This window comes from Endozoicomonas sp. SESOKO4, from assembly GCF_024606275.1.
The window spans coordinates 1-26,258 of sequence record NZ_JAHHPS010000123.1; the positions used below are offsets into that span (position 1 = coordinate 1).

At 48.5% G+C, this 26,258-nt stretch carries 15 protein-coding genes; all 15 read right to left on the bottom strand.

The window, feature by feature from the left end:
* Window positions 1-295, bottom strand: a 295-nt coding sequence (locus KDK16_RS02130; RefSeq protein ID WP_257274449.1) for a hypothetical protein, incomplete at its 3' end; no start/stop codon positions are given.
* 344 nt (window positions 296-639) lie between these two features.
* Window positions 640-2,547: a hypothetical protein gene (locus KDK16_RS02135; RefSeq protein ID WP_257274450.1), complete on the bottom strand. Its 1,908-nt coding sequence runs from the start codon at window positions 2,545-2,547 to the stop codon at window positions 640-642.
* A 170-nt stretch (window positions 2,548-2,717) separates the two neighbouring features.
* Complete coding sequence (locus tag KDK16_RS02140) at window positions 2,718-4,658, bottom strand: hypothetical protein (protein WP_257274451.1); 1,941 nt, start codon at window positions 4,656-4,658, stop codon at window positions 2,718-2,720.
* Between the two features lie 152 nt (window positions 4,659-4,810).
* Complete coding sequence (locus KDK16_RS02145) at window positions 4,811-6,589, bottom strand: hypothetical protein (protein ID WP_257274452.1); 1,779 nt, start codon at window positions 6,587-6,589, stop codon at window positions 4,811-4,813.
* Window positions 6,590-6,733: 144 nt separating this feature from the next.
* Entirely contained in the window at window positions 6,734-9,049 is a 2,316-nt protein-coding gene (locus KDK16_RS02150; protein WP_257274453.1) for a hypothetical protein, read from the bottom strand.
* A gap of 182 nt (window positions 9,050-9,231) precedes the next feature.
* Window positions 9,232-10,995 (bottom strand): hypothetical protein, encoded by a 1,764-nt coding sequence (locus KDK16_RS02155; RefSeq protein ID WP_257274454.1) that lies wholly within the window; start codon window positions 10,993-10,995, stop codon window positions 9,232-9,234.
* 138 nt (window positions 10,996-11,133) lie between these two features.
* Window positions 11,134-13,101 carry a hypothetical protein gene (locus KDK16_RS02160; RefSeq protein WP_257274455.1) on the bottom strand — a complete coding sequence of 656 codons (1,968 nt, stop codon included), beginning with the start codon at window positions 13,099-13,101 and terminating at the stop codon, window positions 11,134-11,136.
* A 215-nt stretch (window positions 13,102-13,316) separates the two neighbouring features.
* Complete coding sequence (locus KDK16_RS02165; protein WP_257274456.1) at window positions 13,317-15,047, bottom strand: hypothetical protein; 1,731 nt, start codon at window positions 15,045-15,047, stop codon at window positions 13,317-13,319.
* Between the two features lie 157 nt (window positions 15,048-15,204).
* Complete coding sequence (locus KDK16_RS02170; protein ID WP_257274458.1) at window positions 15,205-16,512, bottom strand: hypothetical protein; 1,308 nt, start codon at window positions 16,510-16,512, stop codon at window positions 15,205-15,207.
* Window positions 16,513-17,171: 659 nt separating this feature from the next.
* Window positions 17,172-19,172 (bottom strand): hypothetical protein, encoded by a 2,001-nt coding sequence (locus KDK16_RS02175; RefSeq protein ID WP_257274460.1) that lies wholly within the window; start codon window positions 19,170-19,172, stop codon window positions 17,172-17,174.
* The gene (locus KDK16_RS02180; RefSeq protein ID WP_257274461.1) at window positions 19,150-19,677 is read right to left on the bottom strand and encodes a hypothetical protein; all 528 of its coding nucleotides are present in this window, start codon (window positions 19,675-19,677) and stop codon (window positions 19,150-19,152) included. The genes KDK16_RS02175 and KDK16_RS02180 overlap by 23 nt, the downstream gene beginning before the upstream one ends.
* Before the next feature lie 165 nt (window positions 19,678-19,842).
* Window positions 19,843-21,699 (bottom strand): hypothetical protein, encoded by a 1,857-nt coding sequence (locus tag KDK16_RS02185; RefSeq protein WP_257254504.1) that lies wholly within the window; start codon window positions 21,697-21,699, stop codon window positions 19,843-19,845.
* 66 nt (window positions 21,700-21,765) lie between these two features.
* Entirely contained in the window at window positions 21,766-23,751 is a 1,986-nt protein-coding gene (locus KDK16_RS02190) for a hypothetical protein (RefSeq protein ID WP_257254505.1), read from the bottom strand.
* A gap of 164 nt (window positions 23,752-23,915) precedes the next feature.
* Window positions 23,916-25,805: a hypothetical protein gene (locus KDK16_RS02195; RefSeq protein ID WP_257274462.1), complete on the bottom strand. Its 1,890-nt coding sequence runs from the start codon at window positions 25,803-25,805 to the stop codon at window positions 23,916-23,918.
* Window positions 25,806-25,968: 163 nt separating this feature from the next.
* Window positions 25,969-26,258: hypothetical protein (locus KDK16_RS02200; protein WP_257274463.1), on the bottom strand; the 290-nt coding region annotated here is incomplete at its 5' end.

The following is a 26,258-nucleotide window of genomic DNA, read 5'->3' on the forward strand; positions in this document are numbered from 1 at the left end:
TCGCAAATGGGTGATCTCCCTGTGTCTGCATAGACGTTGCCTCTTGTTGTTCAATTGGGTTAAAGAGCGGTGGATAGGAGTTCCAATAGCTTTTTAAAAGCCAACCCAAAGCGACAACTCCTTCTGCAAGTAACCATGAATAATGGATGAAGCCAGAAGGGGCATCTTTGGTGGTCAGGATCTGTTCATAAGCAACCAGCAGGTGAGTGGTGTAAAGCCATTGCCATGAAATCGATTCAGCAAGGGACGTGTTTGCGCAGTAATCTTGAGATCGCTGTCGTGTGCTATCAGGCATCGAATCTGATTCTGCACAGTCGTTTGTGCTGACAACTCCTGACTGATTGCCCGATAATTGCCGGTCAGGCTTTGCAGAATAGCTCTGATTTGGAGAATTTGTTTTCTGTTCAAACTCGATAACAAAATGTCCTGTTAACGGTTGACTCTGACAGACGACAGACAGCGTCAGTAGCAGCAAAAACAGTGCCGAAAAGAGTGGGGATTTAATAATTCTATCCTTGCGTTCTGGGTTACAGAGAGAAAGGATAGATCATGAAAGTAAGCGCGTTTTTCTGTCAAAGGCCTTCTGTTAAAAGCCCAGGGCTTCACCGGGCAAAATCTTATGAAAGGGCGGTTATCAGATCAAGGACTGAGGTCATCGTCTTCGTCTGCACCCACAGGTATACGTTTCCGATGCATTCTTTTGTGTTCCGACAGGACTTGAGCACTCCTGCAGATCTTTCCGCATAGCCGTTGCTGGCTATCCTCTCCGACGATTGTTTCGTCACAGGTTCTTTGCCTGATGTGAGTGACGCTTTTGTGAGTCGACAGGGCTCGAGCATGCTTGCAGACTGCTGCGCATGGTCGTTGCTGACCATCGTCCCCGACTACGGTCACGTCACATGTTTTTTTTCCTGTATGGTATCCGCTTTTATGATCCGAAAGGGCTTTAGCGCTCTTGCAAACCTTTCCGCATGGTTGCAGCTGGCCATGCTCACCGATCACTGTCACGTCACAGGTTCGTTGCCCGCTGTGGACTTTGCTTTTGTGAACCGACAGGGCTTTAGAACTCTTGCAGACTGCCCTGCATAGTTGCAACCGGCCATTTTCACCAGTCACTTTTACGTTACAAATTCTTTGCCCGCCGTGGGTGCTTCTTTTGTGATTCCAAAGAGCTCTGATATTGCTGTACAACTTTCCACATGACCGCAGCAGGCCATCCTGGCCGACCACGGTCGCATCACAGGTTTGCTGAATAGTGTGGACGCTTCTTTTGTGATTCCACAGGGTAGCAGCATTTATGCAGATCTTTCTGCACGGCTGTTGCTGACCATCTGCCCCGTCGACTAGCACGTCACAGACTTTTTGCCCGGTGTGATATTTACTTTTGTGAACTGACAGTGCCTGAACATTCCTGCTGACCTTCCCGCAAGGTCGCAGCTGGCCATCCTCCCAGACCACTATTACATTACAGGTCGATTGCCCGGTAGCGTCAGTTCTCGAGATTGCCTCTGCGCTCACTGAGTCTGAGACGACCCCATCTGAGGCAACCCGTTCTACTGAGCTGATGCTATTGGTTGGGTTGACATCAATGCTGTGCGGCTGTTGCCGAAATAGTTGACCAGAATCGTATTGACTCATAATGGCAGGGATATCATCCCATATTTTTAGAGGCGGGATTTGTTGGCAATGTGTACTGTTTAAAGGAACAAAATGACCCATGCAACTGAAACAGAGCCCGTTGGCCAGATGAGAGCATGAACTTTGTCCGCAATTCATAGACCATTCAGCTGGCTCTTTGCTCTCAGATGATTCTCGTAAATCACAAACGCCATGACAGGGGTGGACGAAACAATTTAAACCCAAAGTATGAGAATGTTGTTGAGGGCCTGCGTCCCCTCCGTCAGAGTCAGAATACCGAAGATGATTGAATGATTCTCCAGGGTAGGGGGATACTGTTGTGGTTTCCTGAACGGATGATTTTGATGGCTGGTTTTGTTGTGAGTCTTCTCCAAAGCCATACATCATAGTAATGGTCGCAAACGTGTGACTCTGGCTCACCTCTTGTTGTTCAATTGGTTTTTCAACAGAACTAAACGACGGTGAATCGGGGTTCCAACGGCTTTTTAAAAGCCAACCGATAGTGGTAACCTCTCCTGGAGGTATCCATAAAAAGGGGTTGAGACATAGAGGGGCGTCTCTGGTGGTCAGGATCATTACGCAACCAGCGAGCAGATGTGTGGTGTAAAGCAAGTCCCACGAAATCGATTCAATAATGGTCGATTTTGCCCGATTGCCGCCAGCTTTCCGGGGCTTGTCATCAGGCTGCGAGTCCGGTCCTGCACAGTCGTCTGTGTTGGCAATGTTTGATGGGTCGCGCAGCAATGTACATTGGTCACTCTTCATAGAAAAGCTCTGGTTATGAAAAACTGCATTTTTTTCAAGCTCGACAATAAAGCGTTCTGTCAAGGGTTCGGCATGACAGACGACAGACAACAACATCAGCAATAGTGTTGCAGCAAAGAGAGAGTGTTCAATAATTCTATCCATGCATTCTTGTATACAGAGAGGAAGGATAGAACAAGAAAATAAATGTATTTTTCTGCCAATAACTTTTTGTTAAAAACCAAAAGTTGCTCTGGGCAAAAAGTATCTGCAAAGTGGTTTGCCTTGCGGCAAACTGCTGACGCTCATGATCGGAGTGATGTCTAATCAGATCATTACTTATATTCTGACTTCTTGAGATTGGAGTCATACTCCGGGTGCTCATCTGCGGACGTGCGTTTTCGATGTATTCTTTTATGATCCGTAAAGGCTATAGCGTTGTTGCAGACCTTCCCGCATCGTCGCTGCTGACCATCCTTCCCGATCACGGTTATGTTACAGATTTGTTGCTTGCTGTGGTGTCTTCTTTTGTGATCCTTCAAGGCTTGAAGGTTCTTGCAGAATGTCCCGCATGGCTGCGGCTGGTCATCCTGCCCGAATACGGTCACGTCACAGCTTTTTGGCCCTGTGTGGTATCTTCTTTTATGAACCGACAGAGCCTGGACATTGCTGCAGACCTTTCCGCAAGGCCGTTGTTGGCCATCTTTTGTGATTAAAGTTGCGACACAAGTTTTTTGCTCGCTATGTTTCCTGTTTTTGTGTCCCGAAAGGGTTTTAGCATTGCTGCAGACTTTCCCGCATTGCTGCGGCTGGCCATCCTTCCCGACCGTTATAACGTTGCAGATTTGTTGCCCGGTGTGGCATTTGTTTTTGTGAGCCGCCATAGCCACAGCATTCTTGCAGATCGTCCCGCATGGCCGCGGCTGGCCATCCTCCCCGACCACTGTCAGCCTGCAGGTTTGTTGCCCAGAATGCTCTCTTCTTTTGTGAAGCGTCAGGGCTTGAGCATTCTTGCAGACCCTCCCACATCGCCACTGACGACCATCCTGCCCGATCAGTGCCATGTGACAGGTTTTTCGCCCAGTGTGGTATTTGCTTTTATGACTTGACAGGGCATTAGTATTCTTGCTGACCTTCCCGCATGGCCGCGGCTGGCCATCCTCTCCGATCACGGTTATGTCACAGATTTGTTGTTTGTTGTCGTATTTTATTCTGCGATCCGACTGAGTTCCCTGGCAATGTGTCGTTCCGGTTATGAAATTATCAGGTGCTGTTGGAGTTTGTAATGTGTCTGTCTGAGTATGCGTAATGGAAATTCCGATTTCTTCAAGAAGACTCTGAAGAGTGTTTGACCCATTAATGCCCTCAAATACATCAGTCCGGAAAGGCAAAGTCCAGGGCTCTGGCACATCATCATGGACCGGCCCGGTAGGGTCAGTTGTATAGTCTGTCCCTGAACTCATTGGGTGCGCAGCACTTTCAGAATCAGAATGACTGATGCAGCTAAAGCAAAGTCCGTCAGACAAATGAGGAGATGAGCTTTGTTCAAAATTCAGTGGCAATTCAGCTGACCCTCCGCTGTCAGATAATGGTCGGAATTGACAAACGCCATAACAAGGATGGACATAACAATTTAAACCGAAAGTATGTTGATGTTGTTCAGGGCCTCCGTCACCGTCGCCATGGTCATGATCATAATACGTGAGATGAGTGAAAAAGCCTGTATGGTCGGCAGTGGCTTGAGATTCCCATGATTCAAATGGCAGGTCTTGTTGTTGGTCTTGTCCGCTACCCAACATCATAGTGATGGTGGTAAACGAGTGATCCTGACTTGTCTCTGGTTGTACGATCGATTGTTTAATCGTGTTAAACAGTGGTGAATCAAGGAGAGGATAGCTTGTTTTAAGCCAACCGACAGCTACAACCACTTCTGCAGGTAGCCATGAATAAGGGGGGGAACTGAGAGGGGCATTTCTGGTGGTAAGCATCCGTTCGTAACCCACCAGCACAAAAGTAGCGTAAAATAATTGCCACGAAGCCGACTCAATGAGGGGCGTTTTGACCCCGTAACCGCCAGATCTGTTGTGTTTTTTGTCAGATGGCGAGTCTGATCCTGCATAGTCGCTGGTGTCGGAAATATCGGAAGTGCTTCCCGGCAATGTACGACGGTCACACTTTATAGAAAAGCGTGGGTTGGGAACAGATGTTTTCCGTTCAAGCTCGACAGTATAACGTTCTGTTAATGGTTGGGCGTGGCAGATCACGGACAACAACATTAGCAGAAGTAATGATGGTGCTACAAAGAGTGAACGTTTAATAATTCTATCCCTGCGTTCTGCTATACAGAGAGGAAGAATAGACCACTTGATGATTGAAGTGGTCTCTGATCAAGTCGTTACTTATTTACTTAACTTTCCGGAAGGCTGAGTTAATCGTACTGTTGAACATCGACAGGCTTGCGTTTTCGGTGTCTTTTTTTATGTTCATACAGGGTTTTAGTGTTCTTGCAGATCTTTCCGCATGGTCGCTGCTGGCCATTCTCCCCGACCATGGTTACGTCACAGGTTTGTTGCCCGGAATGGTGTATTCTTTTGTGATCCGAAAGAGATTGAGGGTTCTTGCAGACCTTCCCGCATAATCTCTGCTGGCTATCCTCTCCGACCACAATCTTGTTACAGGTTCGCTGCCCGGAGTGTTTTCTTCTTTTATGATCTAACAGGCTTTTAGCACTTTTGCTGACCGTTCCACATGGCCGCGGCTGGCCATCCTTGCCGACCACGGTTACGTCACAGGTCCGTTGGTCGGTGTGATGTCTTCTTTTGTGATCCGACAAGGCTTGTGTATTGTTGCAGATCTTCCCGCATGGCCTCTTTTGACCATCCTCCCCGGCCACGATCACGTTACACGTTTTTCGTGCAGTATGCTGTCTTCTTTTGTGATCTGGCAGGGCTTTGAGACTCCTGCAGATTGTTCTGCATAGCCGCCGCTGGCCATCCCCATCGACCACGGCCACGTCACAGGTTTTTGGCTCGTTTTGCTCTCTTCTTTCGATAAGCGACAGGGGTTGAGCATTCTTGCTGACCATTCCATATGGCTGATGCCGACCCTCCTTCCCAACTACGGTCATGTTACAGGCTAGTAGTCTGATGTCGTATTTTATTTTGTGATCCGATAGGGATTGTTGACAATGTATCGTTCCAAATACAGCATTCTCAGGTGCTGTCGGGTCCTGTGGTGTGTCTGTCTGGGTGGGCCTGCTAGAAATTCCGGCTTCTTCGAAAAAACTCTGAAAAGTGGGTGACCTGGTAGTGACCGCAGATTCATTCGTACTGAGAGGCTCATTATCGGGCGTAGGCGCATTATAATTGAACGACCCGGCGAGGTAAGCTGTAAAGTCTGCACCTGTATACATTGGGTGTTCAGTGTGTTCAGAGTCCAATTGACTTAAGCAGCTGAAGCAGCGTCCATTAGCCAAATGAGGGCATGAGCTTTGTTCGGAATTCAATGGCCACTCAGTTGGCTCACTGCTCTCGAATGATGGTCGAAATTGACAAGCGCCATGACAGGGATAGAAAAAACAATTTAAACCTAAAGTATGTTGGTCTTGTTCAGGGCCTCCGCTACCGCCGCTATACCCAGTATTATGGAAGCGAGTGAGAGAGCCTGAAGGGCGGGCGGTGGCTTTCGTGGCGAACTGGCCCGATGATTCCGATGGCTGGCATTGTTGCTGGTTTTGTGCAGAGTCCGACATCAAAATGATGGTGGCAAGTGGGTAATTCTGGTTCGCGTCTCGTTGTTCAATTGGGTTAGGTTGTCCAACCGGGCTAAGCAGAAGCGAACCTGAGTTTCGATAGCTTTTGAAAAGCCAGACGGCAGCGACAACGAAAACCACTTCTACAGGTTGCCATGAATAAGTGGCGGAATATAGTGAGGCATCTTTGATGATCAGGATCAGTTCGAAGCTAACCAGCAGATGGTCGGCGTAAAGCCAATGCCACGTAATCGAATTAACAAGGGCGGTTTTTACCCCATAAGCGTCAGGTTCCTTTGGCTTGTCGTCAGGCGGTAAATCTGATGCTCTATGGCCGGTTTTATTGGCAATGACTGATGGATGGTCTGGCAATCTATGCCGGGCGCGCTTTATAGAAAAGCACTGGTCTGGAGAACTTGTTTTATGTTCAGGTTCATTAACAAAATGTCTTGTCACCGATTGAGCCTGACAGACGACAGACAGTAGCAGCAACAGCGGTGCCGCATAGAGTGGGTGTTTAATAATTCTATCCCAGCCTTCGGTTCACAAAGAGAAAGGATAGATCAATTCATAATTAATGGTGTCTGATCAGATCGTTAGTTATTTATTTACTTTAAATTCCGGAGGGCTGAGTTCATCGTCCTGATCTGCATTGACAGGCTTGCGTTTTCGGTGTTTTTTTTTATGTTCATAAAGTGTTTTAGTGTTCTTGCAGACCTTTCCGCATAGTCTCTGCTGGCGATCCTCCCCGACCATGGTCTCGTCACATGTTCGCTGCCCGGAGTGTTTTTTTCTTCTGTGATCGGACAGGCTTTTAGCACTCTTACAGACCGTTCCACATGTCCACAGCTGGCCATCCTTCCCGACCATGGTTAGGTTACAGGTTTGTTGCCCGGTGTGTTGTCTTCTTTTGTGATCCGACAGGGCTTGAACACCGTTGCAGACCTTCTTGCATGGCCTCTGCTGACCATCCTCCCCGACCCTGAACAGGTTACAGGTTTGTTGCACGATGTGCTTTTGTCTTTTGTGATCCCTCAGGGCCTGGCCATTCTTGCAGACTATCCCGCATGGCTGCTGCTGGCCATCCTGACCGACCACGGCCATAACACAGGTCTGTGGCCCGTTATGGTATCTGGTTTTGTGAGTCGATAGGGCTTTAGCATTCTTGCAGACCGTTTCGCATGGCCGTTGCTGACCATCCTCCATGATCACCGTCCTGTCACAGATTTGTTGCCCAGTGTGCGCTTTTCTTTTGTGATCTCTCAGGGCTTGATTATTCCTGCAGACTATCATGCATGGCTGCTGGCCATCCTGATTGATCACGGTCGTGTAACAGGTCTTCGGTCCGGAGTGGTATCTTGTTTTGTGAATCGACAGGGCGTGAGAACTAATGCAGACCGTTCCACATGGCTGCTGCAGACCATTCTCTCTGATAACGGTTATGTCACAGGTTTTTGAACCAGTGTGTTTTAGTCTTTTGTGCTCAATCAAGGTTTGTGCACTCTTGCAGATTGTCCCGCATGGCCGCTTCTGGCCATCCTCACCGACCAAGGTCATGTGACAGGACTGTGGCCCGGAGTGGTCTCTTCTTTTGTGGTACGACAAGATTTTAGGATTCTTGAAGGTCATCCCACATGTGCGTTGTCGGCCTTCCTCCATGATCACTGTCCTGTCACAGGTTTGTTCCTCAGAGTGCTCTGTTCTTTTATGATCTCTCAGGGCTTGACTATTCTTGCAAACTCTCCTGCAAGGCTGCTGCTGGCCATCCTCCCCGATCACTACCACGTCACAGATCCTTTGCCCCCTGTGGTATGAACTTTTGTGAGACGATAGCGCATTGGCATTCTTGCAGAGCTTCCCACATATTCGCTGCTGGCCATCCTCCTCGAATAGGGTCACGATACAGATTTTTTGTTCGTGGTCGTATTTTTTTTTGTGATCCGACAAGGCTTGTAATGTGCCTGTCCTGATAAGCGAAGTGGAAGTACCGACTTCTTCGAAAAGATTCTTAAGAACGGATGACCCATTCATGCCCGCAGATTCTTCAGCGCCGGAAGGCTCATTTCCAGACATTGGCGAAACATACCTGAGTGGCTCAGGGTCAGTTGCATAGTTTGCCCCTGCACTTGTTGAGTGTGCAGTGTTTTCAGAATCAAATTGTATTATGCGACTAAAGCAGTGTTCATTAGCCAAATGCGGATATAAGCTTTGTCCGAAATTCAGAAGCCATTCTGCTGGTTCTCTGGTGTCGGGTGATGGTCGGAATTGACAAACGCCATGACAGGGATGGATGAAACAGTTTAAGCCCAAAGTATGTTGGTGTTGTTGAGGGGCTCTGTTATCGTCATCAAAGAGGGAATACAAGAGGCTATTGAAATAGCTTGTGGCTACCTGGGCCTGCCGGTCGGATGATTCTGATGGCTGGTCTTGTTGTTGATAGGGATGTTGGTGATTCCCAGAGCCATACATCATTGTGATGGTGACAAATGTATGATCTCCCTGTGTTAGCATAGATGTTGTCGCTTGTTGTTCAACCGGGTTAAACTGCGACGAATCGAGGTTCCAATAGCCACTTAAAAGCCAGCCGACAGCGACAAGGCCTTCTACAGGTAGCGATGAATAAGGGGTGGTGCTCAGAGAGGCGTCTTTGGCTTTAAGGATAAGTTCGTAACCAACCAGAAGCTCAGTAGTGTAAAGCCATTGCCATGAAATCAATTTACTGAGGATGGTTTTTGCCCGGTAACCGCCAGATATTTTCAGTTCGTTATCAGGTGCTGAATTTGATCCTGTATAGACGTTTGTATTGGCAATAACTGATGGGTTTTCTGGCAATATCCGCCTGTCACACTTTATAGAAAAGCACTGGTTTAGAGAACCTGTTTTTTGTTCAGGCTCGACAACAAAGTGTCTTGTCAACGTTTCAGACTGACAGACGACAGACAATGCCAGTATAAGCAACAGTAGTGGCGCAAAGAATGTGATTTTAATAATTCTATCCTTTCCTCTGGTGTACAGAGAGGAAGGATAGGTCAAGAAATGAAATCTACTCTTTTCTCAAAGGCCTTTTGTTAAAAGGCAGAGTCTGCACCGGGTCAACCTCATTCGTTTTGCTTTACATCAACAGGCTTGCGTTTTCGGTGTCTTCTTTTGTGCTCCGAAAGGGCATGAGCATTCTTGCAGGTCTTCCCGCACGGCCGCAGCTGGCCATCCTCCCCGACCACTGTTAAGTCGCAGATTTGTTGCCCGGTGTGTTCTTTTCTTTTGTGATCCTGCAAAGCACAAGCATTCTTGCACACTCTTCCGCATGGCTGCGGCTGGCCTTCCTCTGCGATCACGGTCTTGTAGCAGATCTGTTGCCCGCTGTGGTATCGGCTTTTGTGAAGCGTCAAAGCCTCAGCACTCTTGTAGACCTTCCCGCACGTCCGAAGCTGGCCATCCTTCGCGATCATAGTCACGTCACAGGTTTGTTCTCCGCTGTGGTCTCTTCTTTTGTGCGTCGACAGAGCTTGAGCACTTTTGCAGGCCTTCCCGCATGGCTGAGACGTACCATCGATACCGGTCAGGATCACGTCACAGGTTTCTTGCTTGCTATGGTCTCTTCTTCTGTGAGTTGACAGGGCCAGAGTATTCTTGCAAACCTTTCTGCAGAGACGCGGCTGGCCATCCTCCCCGATCACGGTCACGTGACAGGTTTTCTGTCCAGAGTGGTATCTGCTTTTGTGAGTTGCCAGGGCATGATCATTCTTGCAGAGCTTCCAGCATAGCCGCGGCTGGCAACCTTTCTCGAGCACAGGCATGGTACAGATTTTGCGTTCGTTGCTGCATTTTATTTTATGATCCGACAGGACTTGCAATGTGTCTGTCCAGGTAAGCGAGGTGGAAGTCCCGACTTCTTCGAAAAGATCCTTTAGAGCAGGTGACTGATCAATGCTCGCAGATTCCATAGCGCTGGAAGGCGTATTTCCGGACATTGGCGCATCGTGCCTGAGCGGCTCGGCAGCAGTTGTATAGTCAGTCCCTGCATTTATTGAGAGTGCAGTATTTTCAGAATCAAATGGTCTTATACAACTCGAGCAGCATTCATTCGCCATGTGTGGGTGTGAGCTTTGTCTGGAATTCAGTGGCCATTCTGCTGACCCTCTGGTGTCGGATGACAGTAGGAATTCACAAACGCCATGACAGGGATGGACGAAGCAGTTTAAACCCAGAGTATGTTGGTGTTGTTGAGGGTCTTCGTCGCCGTCATCAGAGCTAGAATACAAGAGGTTAGTGAAATAACCTCTGACTAACGGGGCCCGCTGGCCGGATGATTCTGATGGCTGGCCTTGTTGCTGGTAGGCATGCTGGTTATTTCCAGAGCCAAACATCATTGTGATTGCTGCAAATGCTTGATCCCCCTCTGTCAGCATGAATGTTGCCTCTTGTTGCTCAATCGGGTTCACCAGTGGGGGGGCGGAGTTCCAGTAGCGACCCGGAAGCCACCTGACAGCGACAAGCCCCTTTACAGGTGGTAACCACGAATAAGGAATAGAGCTAAGAGAGGCTTCCTTGGTTGTCAGGATAAGTTCGCAACTAACCAGAGGCTCAGTAGCGTAAAGCCATTGCCATGAAATCGATTCGATAAAGATGGTTTCAGCCCCGTAACCGCGAGATTCCCTCGCTTTGTCATCAGTTAGTGAATTTGATCCTGTATAGACGTTTGTATTGACGATAACTGACGGGTTGTCTGGCAATGCACAACGATCACGCTGTGTAGAGAAACGCAGGTTTGGAAAACCTGTTTTCCGTTCAAGCCCGGAAAAAAAATGTCTTGCTAAGGGTTTAGAATGACAGACGACAGACAACGTCAGTAGGAACAACATCGGTGCCGCAAAGAGTGAGTTTTTAATAATTCCGTCCTTTACTCTGTTTTAGTGAGAGGAAGGATAGATCAAGAAACTAAATAGACTCTTTTCTCAAAGGCCTCCTGTCAAATGACAGAGTTTGCTCCGGGTAACACTTTATTGGTTTTGCTCTACATCAGCAGACTTGCGTTTTCGGTGACTTCTTTTGTGTTGCTTCAGGGCAAGAGCATTCTTGCAGCCTGTTCCACATGGTCGTGGCTGGCCATCCACCCCAACCATTTTAGGGCCACAGACTTTTTGCCTGCTGTGTTCCCTTATTTTGTGGTACGAAAGATGTTGGGAATGCTTGCAGACCTTTCCGCATGGACGTTGCTGGCCATCCTCACCAATCACGGCCACCTCACAGATTCTTTGCCCTCTGTGGTATTTGCTTTTGTGAGCCATGAGAGACTGAATATTCTTGGAGACTGTCCCGCATGCTCGCGGTCGGCCATCCTTCCCGACCACTGTTAAGCCACAGGTTTGTCGCCCGCCATGTTCCCTTAGTTTGTGATTCGTAAGAGATTGATTATTTTCGCAAAGCTTTCCGCATAGTCGCAGCTGGCCATCTTTCCCGATCACTGTCAGGTTGCAGGTTTTTTGCCCGGTATGGTATTTGGTCTTGTGAGATGACAGGCATCGGGCATTCTTACAGACCGACCCGCACGGTCGCGGCTGACCATCCGCACCGCTCACTGTCACGTCACAGGTTTGTTGCTCTACATGGGCTTGTTTTTTGTGATCCGACAGCATTTGGGCATTCTTGCAGACTGTCCCGCATGGCTGCTGTTGGTTGTGCTTTCCGGTCACTGTCACTTCACAGGTTTTTTGCCCGGTATGGTATCTGGCTTTGTGAACCGTCAGAGATCGAGCGTTCTTGCATACTGCTCCGCATGGCTGCAACTGTCCATCCTTATCGACCACAGTGGCTTTACAGGCTTGTTGCTCGCTGTGGGCTCTTTTTTTGTGATCCCATAGGGATTTGGCACTCACGAAGACCTTTCCGCACGTCTGCGACTGGCCACTCTCACAGACTATGGTAATGCAACAGTTTTTTTGCTTGCTGTGGTCGTTGCTTTTGTGAACCGAGAGGTCTTGCTCGCGATGTGTCGTTCCAGGTACAGCATCCCCGTGGGTTACCGGGGCTTGAGTGATGGCTGGCTGGTTGAGCGTAGAAGCCATGTCAGTTTCTTCGAGAAGACGATTCAGTTCGATTGACCCCTTCATGACCTCAAAAACATTTGTGGTGGAAGGCTCATTCCAGTCTGTAGGCATATCATAATCGAGTGGTATAAAGTTATTTAATGTTTTGCAAGGTGATTTATTTTGGACATGTTCATTGTTTTCAGGATCAAAATAACACATGCAACTAAAGCAGTGTCCATTGGTCAAATGGGGGCATGAGCTTTGTCCGGGAAATGCTCCTGATGGTTGGAATTGACAAACACCATGACAGGGATGGACGAAACAATTTAAACCCAAAGTATGTGAGTGTTGTTGGGGGTCTCCGCTACCGCCGTCAGAGTCAGAGTACAGAAGACTGGTGAAATAGCCTGTGACGTAGCTGGTGGCTTTTGGGGCTTGCTGACTGGATGATTCTGATGGCGGGTATTGTTGCCGGTCACATCCGGGGTTGGAGCCAAAAACCATAGTGATGGTCGGAAACGACTGATCCTGATTCACCTCTTGTTGTTCAATGTGTTGTTCAATTGGGTTAAATGACAGTAAATCGGGGTTCCAATAACTTTTTAAAAGCCAGCCGAGAGCGACAACCATTTCTTCAGATGACCATGAATAATGGCTCGAGTCTGGAGGGGAATCTCCGGTGGTCAGGAACGGTGCGTAACCCACCAGCAGGTGAGTAGCGTAACGCAACTGCCATGAAATCGATTCAATGAGGGGGGGGATTACCCCGTAACCGCCGTGATCTTTGACATCAGGCGGTGGATCTGATCCTCCAAAGCCGTGCATGTCGGCAATGTCTGAGAGGACAACCGGCAGTGAATGCAGGCCATGTCCTATAGAAATGATTTGGTTTGGATAACCAGCATTTTGTTGAATCGCGACAACGAAGCGTTCTTTCAACGGTTTGGCCTGACAGACGACATGTAACAACTGTAGTTGAAACAGCAGTACCGCAAAGAGTGAACGTCTAATAATTCTATCCTTGCATTTTGATTTACAGATAGGAAGGATAGATCAAGAGAATAAGTATGCTTTTCTGTCAAAGCCTTTCTGTTTCACATCAACAGGTTTGCGTTTTCGATAGCGGTGTCACAAGGAGTGAGTGTTTAATAATTCTATCTCTCGAGAAAGGTTGGCTCAGCTAAAGGATTGAGGTCATCGTTCTGGTTCACATCAAGGCGCTTGCGTTTTCCATGAGTTCTTATGTGTTCCGACAGGGCATGATCATTCTTGCAGAGCTTTCCGCATGGCCCCCGATCGCCGTCTTCCCCGACCATGGTTAGCTCACAGGCTTTTTGCACACAATGGTGTCTTCTTTTGTGAACCAACAGGTCGCGGGCATTGTTGCAGAGTTTTCCGCACGGCCGCTGATGGCCATCCTCTGTGACCACGGACACCCAACAGGTTTTTTGCCCGGTGTGGCATTTTCTTTTGTGATCCGAGAGTTTTTTTGCATTGTCGAAAATCAGCCAGCATGGCCGATGCCGACCATCTTCTGTGCCCACGATCACGTCACAGACTTTTTGCCCGGTGTGGTACTTGCTTTTGTGATCCGTCAGGGCCTTGGCATTCTTACAGACCTTTTCGCATGGACGCTGCTGACCGTTCTCTGCGATCACAATGACGTCACAGATTTGTTGCCCGCTGTGGTCCCTTCTTTTGTGATAGGACAGAGCCAGATAATGTATGCAGGCTTTTCCGCATGGCCGCGGCTGACCATCTTCCCCGATCACGATCACGTCACAGGTTTTCTTACTCTTGTTGATTTTGCGTTTGTGAGTCGGCAGAGACCGGGCATTCTTGTGGTCCTTTCCGCATGTTTTCTGCGGGCCATCTTCTCCGGTCACGGGCACATCACAGGCTTGTCGCCCGAAAGGGGCGTCATTTATAAGAACTGAACCGGTAATCATTGAGTGAACAGGGGTGTCATTAATGTATTGGAGTTGAATCGGGGCGAAATAATCGAATGCTTCGAAAAGTTCGTCTTGTTGGTAAGAGTAGCCAGAGTTTTCAGGATCAAAATGACTTATGCAACTAAAGCAGCGCCCGTTAGCAAGATGTGGGCATGAGCTTTGTTCGAGGCTGGCTACCTTGTGGTCTGGGAAATTTTCTTCGGAGTTCTGCAGCCATTCATCAGGTCCTCCGTTATTGGATGATGGTCGGAATTGACAAACGCCATGACAGGGGTGAATGAAACAATTTAAACCCAAGGTATGTGAGTGATGTTGAGGGCCTGCGTTACCGCCGCCAGAGTCAGAATATAGGGGATGATTGAAAGAACTTCCAGTGAAGGAAGCTGCTGCTGTGTTTTCCTGGACGAACGGTCCTGATGTCTGGCCTTGCTGCAGGGGTTGTCCAGAACCAAACATCATAGTGGTGATCACAAACGGATTATCCTGACTCACCTCTTTTTGTTCAGTGTGTTGCTCAATCGGGTTCAACAGCGGTGAATCGGTGTCCCAATAACTTCCTAAAAGCCGACCGATAGCGGCAAACGCTTCTAAAGGCAGCCATGAACAAGGGGCTGCGCCTGGAAGAGCGTTTTTGGTTGTCAGGATCAGCAGTTCGTAACCAACCAGTAGATGAGACGCGTAATGTAACTGCCACGAAATCGGCTCAATAAGGGGTGTCATGACCCCGTAACGGCCAGATGTGTCTGGCCTGTCTTCAGGCGGTGAGTCCGATCTTGCATGGATGTTTATGTCGGCAAAGGCTATCTGGCTGCCCGGCAGTCTATGCAGGCCACACTTTATAGATAAGCTCTGTCCTGGAAAAACTGCATTCTCTTTAAACTCAACAATAAGAAGCTCTGCCTGACAAACGACAGAGGATACCAGTATCAGCAACAGCGGTATCGGAAAGAATGAATGTTTAATAATTTTATCCCCGCATTCCAGACGGTAGAGAGGAAGGATAGATCAAGATAATAAGTGTGTTTTTGTTTCGAAGGCCTTCTTAAAAGACAAAGTTGGTATCGGTCAAAGCCTCATGAAAGGGCTGGCATTACTTATTTGCTTTGCCTGTTTTAAGCCTGAGTTCACCATTCTGGTCTACATTATTGTGCTTGCGTTTTTGATGTGTTTTTTTTTTGTGATTCATCAGGGCTAGCGCATTCTGGCAGACCGTCCGGCAGGATTGCTGACGGCCATTCTCTCCGACGACGATAAGGTCACAGGTTTTTGCTCCACTGTGGACTTTTGATTTGTGAGCCGACAGAGATTTATTACTTATGAAGGCCCTCCCGCATGGTCGCTGATGGCCGTCCTCTCCGATCATTGTCGCGTCACAGGTATGTCGCCCGATGTGGGTATTTTTTTTATGATTCGACAAAGCTTTAGCATTCTTGCATACCTTCCCGCATCGTCGCTGCTGCCCATTTTCCCCGACCTCTATTACTTCACAGGTTTTTTGAACGCTGTGGATTCTGATTTTGTGATCCGACAGCTCTCCAGCATTCTTGCAGACCGTCCCGCATGGCTGCTGCTGGCCATTTTTCCCGAACACTTTCACGTTGCAGATTTTTTGTCCAGAATGGGCTTTGCTTTTGTGACACGACAGGGCCTTAACATTCTCGCAGATCCTCCCGCACGGCCGCTGCTGGCCATTTTCCTCAATCACTGTCGTGTCACAGGTTTGTTGCCCGGTGTGTACTCTTATTTTGTGATCCCACAGAGTATTAGCATTCTTGCAGACCATCCCGCACGGCACTGGCTGGCCATATTCCCAACCCACAGTTACGTCACAGGTTTTTTGCCGTGTGTGGGCTCTGGTTTTGTGAGATGAAAGGGCTTTAGGATTATTGCAGACTGCCCCACATGGCTTTAGCTGGTCATCCTCCCCGACCACTATCACGTCACAGGTTAGTTGCCAGTCAGGGGCCGTTACAGAGGCTACCGCGGCTCTCATTAAGCCTGAAGGGTTGCGGCTGTCAGCTGGGTTGCCACCCATACCCATACCATGGGCCTCTGACTCAGAGAACGGGTCAAAATTGCGCTTGATTTCAATGGGAATGAGAAAACTCAATGTTTTGACAAGATCAGCTTGCTTGGGCTGTGCAGACTTTTGAGGACCTGAATGACTCAGGTAATGGTAGCCGCGTTCATTAGCCAAATAAGGGCATGAGCTTTGTTCGGGTGTTGTTCTTGTCGGGTCTGACCTGTTTTCTAAGAAATTGAACAGCGATTCATCAGACTCTCTGATATCGAATGATGATCGGAATTGACAAACACCGTAACAGGGATGGACGAAACAATTTAAACCGAAGGTATGCAGGTGTTTGGGGGGGGGGGCCGTTGCCGTCGTCAAAGTCATAATAGGGGAAGCTGGCGAAATAGTCTGTGGGGTGGGGCGTGGTTTGCCGGACTGGTTGTCCCGATGATTCTGGTGGCCGACCCTGCTGTCGGGCTTGTCCGGAGCCAAACATCATAGTGGTGATCGCAAAGGGGTTCTCCTGACTTGCCTCTTGTTGTTCAATTTGTTCTTCAATCGGGGCAAACATCGATGAATCGAGGTACCAATAACGTCTTAAAAGCGAACCGATAGCGACAACCGCTTCGGGTAGGGATGAATGAGGGGTAGAGCTCCGGGAGGCCTCTTTGCAGGTCAGGATCAGTTTGTAACCAACCAGCAGGTCGGTTGCGTAAAGCAACTGCCAGGAAATCGACTCAATCATGGGCTTTTTGACACTGTAACCGCGAGATCTATGTGGTTTGTCACCAGGAGGTGAGTCTGATCCTGCACAGCTGTTTGTGTCAGCAACAACTGACGGTCTGCCCGACAAGCTATGTGGGGCAGGTTCTATAGAAAAGCCCGGGTTTGAAAAAACTGTATTCTGTTTAAAGTCGACAATAAAATATTCCGTCAACGGTTCGGCCTGATAGGCGACAGACGACAAAAATATCGGCAACAGTGGTGCCGCATAGAGTAAGTGTTTAATCATTTTGTCCCTCATAATCAGGGTGGGTGTCAGATCAAGGATTGAGGTCATCGTTCTCGCCCATATCAACAAACTTGCGTTTGTGACGCCTTCTTTTGTGTTCCTCCAGGACTCGAGCACTCTTGCAGAGCCTTAGGCATGGTCGCGGTTGTCCATCTTTCCCGACCACTGTCATGTCACAGATTGCTTGTTTGGTGTGGGCTCTTCTTTTGTGTTCTGTCAGGGCTTGAGCACTCTTGCAGAGCTTACGGCATGGCTGCGGTTGTCCATCTTTGTCGACAACTGTTATGTCACAGATTGTTTGTCCTGTGTGGGTTCTTCTTATATGATCCGACAGGGCCTGAGGATTATTGCAGATCTTCCCGCACAGAAACTCCTGACCATCTTCCCCGACGACTGTTTTAATACAGGTTTTTAGCCCTCCGTGGATTCTTCTTTTGTGATCCGAGAGGGTTCTGGCACTTTTGCAGACCTTCCCGCATGGTTGCTGCTGGCCATCTTTCCGGAACAGGGTCAAGTCACAGATTTGTTGTCCGGTGTGGTATCTTCTTTTGTGTTCCGTCAGAGCCTGCATATTTTTGCAGAGTATCTTGCATGGCTGCTGCTGGCCATCCTTCCCAACCACGGTTTCGTCACAGGTTTGCTCACTACTGTGGAAAGCCCTTTTGTGAGCCCACAGGGCATAAGTACTCCTGCAGACCAGCCCGCATGGCTGCTGCTGGCCATCTTCCCGGACAATGGTCTCGTCACAGATTTTTTGTTCGGTGTGGTATCTTCTTTTGTGATCCGTCAGAGACTTAATATGTTTGCAGAGCTTTCCACACGGCCGCGGCTGGCCATCCTTCCCCACCACAGTTACGTCACAGGTTTGTTGACCGCTGTGGAAGGCCCTCTTGTGAAGCCACAGGACAGCAGCGTTCTCGCAAGCTTGCCCGCATGGCCGCTGCTGGCCGTCCTGCCCGATCACGGTGGCGTTACAGGTTTGTTGCAAAGTGTGGTATGTGCTTTTGTGAGATGATAGAGACTCAGTATTCTTGCAGACTGCTCCACATGGCGACCTCTGGCCATCTTCCCCGACCACTGTTTCTTCACAGATTTGCTGCTCGTTGTGTTTTTTTCTTTTGTGACTGATCAGGGCTTTAGTATTCTTGCAGAGCTTCCCGCATAACCGCTGCTGGCCATCCTCGCCAACCACTGTCTGCTCGCAGATTGGTGGCCTGTTGTGGTGTCTTGTTTTGTGATATGTCAAGGCTCGAGCATTTTTGCAGACCCTTCCGCATGTCTGCTGCTGGCCATCTTCCCGGACCACGGGCGTGTCACACATTTTTTGTCCGCAGTGGACTTCGCTTTTGTGAAGTGATAGGGATCGGGCATCATGAAAGAGCTTCCCGCATGGCTGCAGCTGGCCACATTTCTTAACGACTATCACGTCGCAGGTTTGTTGCCCGATAGGGGGAGTTGTAGAGACTATCCCGTCACTCATTGAGTTTGAGGCGACCCCATCTGAGGCGACCCCATCTATAGAGTTTTCGCTAATGTCTGGGTTGCGGTCAATGTCATGGGCCTGTGGCTCAAATAGCAACTCAAATAGTTGATCAGGGTTGCATTCGGAATGCATAGGATCCGGATTATCGAGTGCTTTCAAAAGCTCGTCTTGCCTGAGGGTTGCATCGCTGTTCGGATCAACGTGAATTATGCGACCAGAGCAGCATCCATAGGCCAAATGAGAACATGGGTTTTGCTCGGGTGTTGCTCCTGTGAGGTCCAACCCATTTTCTTCGAAATTCAGCAGCCATTCATCAGGCTCTCTGTGATCCCGGAATAGTCGTAATTGACAAATGCCATGACAGGGATAGATAAAACAATTTAAACCCAAAGTATGTAAGTTTTGTTGAGGATCTTCGCTACCCTCGCCAGAGCCTGAATACCAGAGGGTAGTGAAAAAACTCTCAGGGTGAATGGCTGTCGGAGCTTCTTGAGTGGATGATTCTGATGGTTTGCCATGTGATTGGTTATGTCCGGAATCCATCATCATAGTGATCGTGGCAAATAGGGGGGGGGGGACTTACGTCTTGTTGTTCGACCCGGTGAGGGAACGGTGAATTGTGGTACCCATGGCTTTTCAAAAGCCAGCCGACGATGATAGCCACTTCCATAGGCAGCCATGAAAAAGGGATGGAGCTAAGAGAGGTGTCTTTGGTTGTAAGGATCAGTTGGTAACCTACCAGCAGGCTGGTGGCGTAAAGCCATTGCCATGAAATCGGTTCATTCAGAGGCGTTTTGACCCCGTAACCGCCGGATTTATGTGGTTTGTCATCAGGCAGCGAATCTGGTTCTGTATAACCGTTTGTGTGGGCAATAACTGACAAATTGCCCGATAAGGTATACCGCCCACGCTTTATAGAATAGCTATGGTTTGGAGAAGCTGTATTCTGTTCAAGCTCGACAATATGACGTTCAGTCAACGGTTGGGCCTGACAGATGACAGACAACAAAAGAAGCAGTAACTGCGGTGCTGCAAGGAGTGAGTGTTCAATCATTCTATCCTTGAGTTCTGGTTTACAGAGAGGAAGGATAGATCAAGAAAGTAAGTGTGCTTTACCGTTAAAAAACCATTTAAGCCCGGCTGTAATTATTTATACGAATATTGTCTTTTGATTGTCACTCTCATATAAGGGCAGAGGGGCAGAGGGGCAGAGGTCAGCTCAAGGGTTGAGATCATCGTTCCGGTTCACATCTTCGGGCTTGCGTTTTCGATGCTTTCTTTTGTGTTCTGTAAGGTCATGAGCATTGTTGCAGACATACCCGCATGGCCGCAGCTGGCAATCCTCCCCGACTACTGTTACGTCACAGGTTTTTGGTTCGCTATGGTGTCTTCTTTTATGCTCTGTCAGGGCTACGGCATTTTTGCAAGCCTTCCCGCATAGTCGCTGTAGGCCATCATTTTCGAACACTCTCACATCACAGATTTTTTGTCCGGTGTGGTATCTGCTTTTGTGAGACGCCAGAGATAGAGTATTCTTAAGGATCACCCCGCATGAACGCTGTTGACCATCCTCCCCAACCTTTGTGAGACCACAGATTTTTTGCTCGCAGTGGACTCTGCTTTTGTGCTGCGACAGGATACCTGCATTTTTGCAGATCGTTCCGCATGGCTGTGGTTGGCCATCTTCCCCGACAGTGATCAAGTTACAGGTTTTTTGTCCGCTGTGGCATTTGCTTTTGTGACTCGACAGGATTTGAACATTCTTGCAGACCTTTCCGCATGGCTGTTGCTGGCCGTCCTCGCCGATCGATGTTACTTCGCAGGCTTTTTGACCGGTGTGGTATCTGTTTTTGTGAGCTCTCAGAGATCGAACGTTCTTGAAGACCATCGCGCATTGCCGCTGTTGATCGTCTTCGCCAACCACTGTTAAGTCACAGATTTTTTGTCCGGAGTGGTAGCCATGTTTATGAGACAAAAGGGCTTTGGCATTCTTGCAGACTTTTGCGCATGGTCGCCGCTGGCCGTCCTCTCCGACCACTATCACGTCACAGGTTTGCTGTCCGGTGTGGTATCTGCCTTTGTGATCCGAGAGGATTTTAGCATTCCTGCAGACAGTCCCGCATGGTCGATGCTGGCCATCTTCCCCGACCACGATCAGGGGACAGGTTTTTTTTCCGGAGTGGTATTTGCTTTTGTGAACCGCCAGAGCTCGGGCATTTTTGCAGAACTTCTCACATTGTCTCAGGAGGCCATCCTCACCGATCTCTACTACGTCGCAGGTTTTTTGCCCGACAGGCTGAGTTGTTTCGGCTATCCCGGTACCTGATGAGTCTGAGACGAACCCGTCTTTATCGGATGATGGACGGAATTGACAAACGCCATGACAGGGATGGACAAAACAGTTTAAACCCAGAGTATGTGAGTGTTGTTGAGGACCTTCGTTATTGCCACCAGAGACTGAATACAGGGTGCTGGAGAAAGAGCTTATAAGTTGACCGGTGACTTGTGGGCTTCGCTGGCCAGATGATTCTGATACTTGGCCTTGTTGTTGGTCATTTCCAGAGCCGGGCATCATAGTGGTGATCACAAACGGCTGATTCTGACTCGATTCTTGCTGTTGAATCGGATTAAACAGCGGTGAGTCGGGGTTCCAATAGCTTCTTAAAAGACAGCTGACCGCTATAACCACTTCTACAGGTACCCATGAAAAAGGGTTGTAACTCAGAGGGGCGTTTTTGGTGGTCAGGATTACTTCGTAAGCAACCAGCAGATTTGTCGCGTAGAGCCACTGCCAGGAAATCGACTCAATGATGGTCGTTTTTATCTCGTAACTGTATGGTTTGTGTCGTTTTTTATCCGATGGCAAATTTGGTTCTGTATAGTCATCTGCGATAGTGATGACTGACGGGTTTCCGGGCAATGTACGCCCAGGCTTTATAGAAAAACTTTGGTTTGGAAAAACGGCCTTCTGTTCAAGCTCGACAATAAAGCGTTCTGTCAGCGGTTTGGTCTGGCAGACGACAGGCAAAAATAGTGTGAGCAACAATGGTGCAGAAAAAGAAGAGTGTTTAATCATCCTATAGTTGCATTCTAATTTGTAGAAAGGAAGAATAGATCACCTGATGAAAGTGCGGATGTCAGATCAAGGATTGAAGTCGTCGTTCTGGTCGACAACAACGGGCTTGCGTTTACGATGTATTCTTTTGTGTTTCGAAAGGCTGTCAGAATTTTTATAGATCCTTCCACACGGCTGCTGCTGGCCATCCTCTCCGATCGTCACGTCACAGATTTTTTCCTTGCCATGGATTCTGCTTTTGTGATTCGACAGGGTTCTGGCATTGTTGCAGACCTTTCCGCATGGTCGCTGCTGACCATCCTTCCCAACCACGATCACGTTGCAGTTTACTTGACTGCTGTGGACGCTTCTTTTGTGTTCCGACAGGGCTTTAGCGTGTTTGCAGACCTTTCCGCACAGCCGCTGCTGGCCATCCTTCCCGACTAATGTTAAACAACAGGTTTTTTGCCCGCTGTGGTATTCGCTTTTGTGAACCATCAGAGACTGAGCATTCTTGCAGATTTTTCCGCACGGCTGCTGTTGACCATCTTCACCGACCACTGAGAAGTCACAGGTTTTTTGATTGGTGTGGAATCCGCTTTTATGAACCCAGAGGCTTCCGGCATTCTTGCAGACCACTCCGCAAGGTCGCAGCTCGCCATCTTTACCGATTACTGTGACGTCACAGGTTTTTTGCCCGGTGTGGTATCCGCTTTTGTGAGCTGAGAGAATACCAGCATTCTTGCAGAGCCATCCGCATGGTCGCGGCTGACCATCTTTCCCGACCACCATCACGTCACATACTTTTTGCCCGGTGTGGATTTTGCTTTTGTGTTCCGACAGGGCCCGGGCATGCATTGAGACCTTTCCACATGGTCGCAGCTGGCCATCTTCCCCAACCACTATCACGTCACAGGTTTTTTGCCCGGTGTGGTATTTTCTTTTCTGATCCGAGAGAGTTTTTTGGCAATGTGTAGGCACTCCGGGAGTTGCTCCTCCGGGAGGAAGACAATTATTCCCAGGCCCTGGCACATCATCATTGATTAGTCTGGTAACTTCAGTTATGTAAGCTGCTCCTGCGCTCGTTGAGTCTGGGACGACCCAGTCTGGGGCGACTCTGTCTATAGCATTGCTGCTAATGGCCGGGTTGCCATATCCATGAGCCATTAGCTTAATGAGTTGTTCAGAAACCGATTGGGGTTGATAGGCAGGAAGAGGATTCAATGTTTCGAAATGTGAGTGCTGAGGTCTAGCTTCTTCAGGATCAGCATGACTTATGTAAAGAGGATAGTGTCCATGCGTTAAATGGCAGCATGAGCTTCCTGAGGCATTCTGCAGCCATTCAGCGGGCACTCTGTCATTGGATGAGAGTCGCAATTGACAAACACCATTACACGGAAAGACGAAACAATTGAAGCCCAAAGTATGTTGGTGTTGTTGTTGATAGCCTTCGTTACCGTCACCGAAGCGGGAATACCAGAAGCCGGAAAGATAGCTTGTGTGATCCCGGGCGAGCTGGCCGGACGATTTTGATGACTGCTCTTGTTGCTGATAGGTTTGTTGGTTATCTCCAGAGCCAAACATCATTGTGATGGGGGCAAACGGGTGATTCCCCTGTGTTAACGTAGATGTTGCCTCTTGTTGTTCCATCATCTTAAACAGCGGTGAATCGGGGTTCCAATAGCTTCTTAACAGCCAATCAACAGTGACAACCACTTCTAAAGGTATCCATGAATAAGGGGTGGCGTTCAGAGAGGGGCTTTTAGTGGTCATAATCGGTTCGTAATTTACCAGCAGATGAGTAGCGTGAAGCAACTGCCATGAAATCGACTCAATAAGGATCGCTTTGAACCCGTAAACACCGGGTCTATATGGTTTGTCGTCAGGCGGTGAGTCAGATCCTGCATAGCTCTCTGTGCCGACAATGACCGACGGGTTGCCCGGCAATGTATACGGGCCAGGTTTTATGGAAAAGCTCTGGTTTGGAAAAACTGCATTTTGCTCAAGCTCGACAATATAACATTCTGTATAAGATTCGGCCTCACAGACGACAGACAACAACCATAACAGCAACAGTGTTGCCGAAAAGAGTGACTGTTTAATAATTTTATCCTTTCATTCCAGTGGGTAGAGAGGAAGGATAGATCAAGATAATAAGTTTGTTTTTCCGTCCAAGACCTTCTCCTAAAAACGAAAGATGGCGCCGGGCAAAACCTTATGAAAGGGCGGGTGTGAGATCAAGGATTGAGGTTATTATCCCGCTGCAAAGCATCAAACTTGCGCCTTCGATGTCTTCTTTTGTGTTGCGAAAAACTATGAGCGTTAATGAAGATCTTCCCACATGGCTGCGGCTTGCCATCCTTTTCGACCACTATAATGTCACAGGTTTTATCCCCGCTATGGTAGGCGCTTTTGTGGCTCGACAGAGATTGAACATTTTTGCAGACTTTTCCGCACAGCCGCGGCTGGCCATCCTTGTCGATGACTAATATATCACAGGTTTTTTGCGCAGTGTGGTATCCAGTTTTGTGAGACGACAGAGATCCTGTATTCTTGAAGACTACCCCGCATGGCCGGTGCTGGCCATCTTCCCCAACCACTATCACGTCACAGGTTTTTTGCCCGGTATGGATTTTGCCTTTGTGATTCGACAGAGATTTAGCATTCTCAAAGACTTTCCCGCATGGTCGGGGTTGGCCATCTTTCCCTACCACGGTCTCAAAACAGGTTTGTTGTCCGCTGTGACTGCTTCTTTTGTGATCAGATAGGCCTTGAGTGCCCAAGCAGGATTTCCCGCATGGCCGCGACTGACCATCCTCCCCGAACACTGTCATGTCACAAATTTTTTGTCCCCTATGGAATCTGCTTTTGTGATTCGACAGGGATCTGGCATTCTTGAAGATCTTCGCGCATGACTGCGTTTTGCCATCTTTCCCAACCAGGGTTAAGACACAGGTTCTTTGCAAGATGTGGTTGTTGCTTTTGTGATTCCCAGAGGGTTGCTGGCAATCAGTAATTACTTCGGGAGGATTTACTCCGGAAGGCACTCCTTCGGTAGGCGCGCCACCGGTGGCAAGACAGTTATTCTCTGGCATTGGCATATCATCATTGAGTGTCCCAATAGCATCAATTCTGAGGGCTGCCCCTGCTCTTATTGAGTCTGAGGTGACCCCTTCTATGGAATTGCCGCTATTGTATGGGTTGTCATCAATGTCACAAGTCAGAAGCTCAAATGGTAGGTCAGAGATCGACTGAGGTTGGATGGCTGGAAGAGGATTCAACCTTTCAAAATGTGAGTTTTGAGATGTAGCATCGACAGGATCAACATAACCAATGCAGCTTAAGCAGTGTCCGTACGCTAAATGGTGGCATGAGCTTTCGAAGGAACTCAGCTGTGATTCAGCTGGCCCTCTGCCATCGGATGAGTGTCGGAATCGACAAAGCCCATGACAAGGAAAGACGAAACAATTGAAACCCAAAGTATGTTGCTGCTGTTGAGGGTCTTCGTTACCGCCACCAGAGTGAGCGTAAGGGAGGCTGGTTAAGCAGCGTGTGGCAACCGGGGCGTGCTGGCCGGATGAGTCTGATGGCAGATCTTGTTGCTGATAAGGTTGTTGGTTATTTCCAGAGCCAAACATCATAGTGATGGAGGTAAACGCTTGATTCTCCTGTGTCGACATAAATGTTGCCTTTTGCTGTTTCATCGGGTTAAACGACGGTGAATCGGAGTTCCAATAGCTGTTTAAAAACCACCCGGCAGCGATAACCATTTCCAGGGATGGCCATGAAGAAGGGGTGGCGTTCAGGGGGGCACTTCTGGTGTTAAGAATCTTTTCGTAACCCACCAGCAGATAAATGGCGTAAAGAAACTGCCTGGAAATCGAATCAATAAGGATTGCTTTGAGCCTATAACCACCAGGTCTGTGTGGTTTGTCTTCAGGCGGTGAGTCAGATCCTTCATAGCCATTTATGTCAGCGATGACTGACGGGTTGCCTGGCGATGTATGAGGGGCAGAGTTTATAGAAGAGCTACGGTTTGGAAAAACAGCATTCTTTTCAGGATCGACAAGAAAACGTTCTGCAAACGATTCGGCCTCATAGGCGACAGATAACAATATTATCAGCAACAGTGCTGCCGCAAAGAGTGACTGTTTAATAATTCTATCCTTGCATTTTAGTGGCTAGAAGGAAGGATAGATCAAGATAATCAGAGTGTTTTTCTGTCATAGACCTACAATCAAAAGCTAAGTGTGGAATCACGCAAAACCTCTTGAAAGAGTCGGTGTCAGATTAAGGGTTGAGGTTATCATTCTGGTTTTCATTATCACGCTTGTGTTTTCGATGCCTTCTTTTGTGTTCCCAGAGGCAATGAGCATTGTTGGAGATCTTCCCGCATAGCTGCCGCTTGCCATTCTTCCCGATCACTATCATGTCACAGGCTTTTTTCCCGGTGTGGTATCCGGTTTTGTGAGACGACAGAGATCCAGTATTCTTGCAGACCGCCCCGCATAGCCGCGGCTGGCCATCTTTCCCTACCGCTATCACGTCACAGATTTTTTGCCCAGTATGGTATCTGCTTT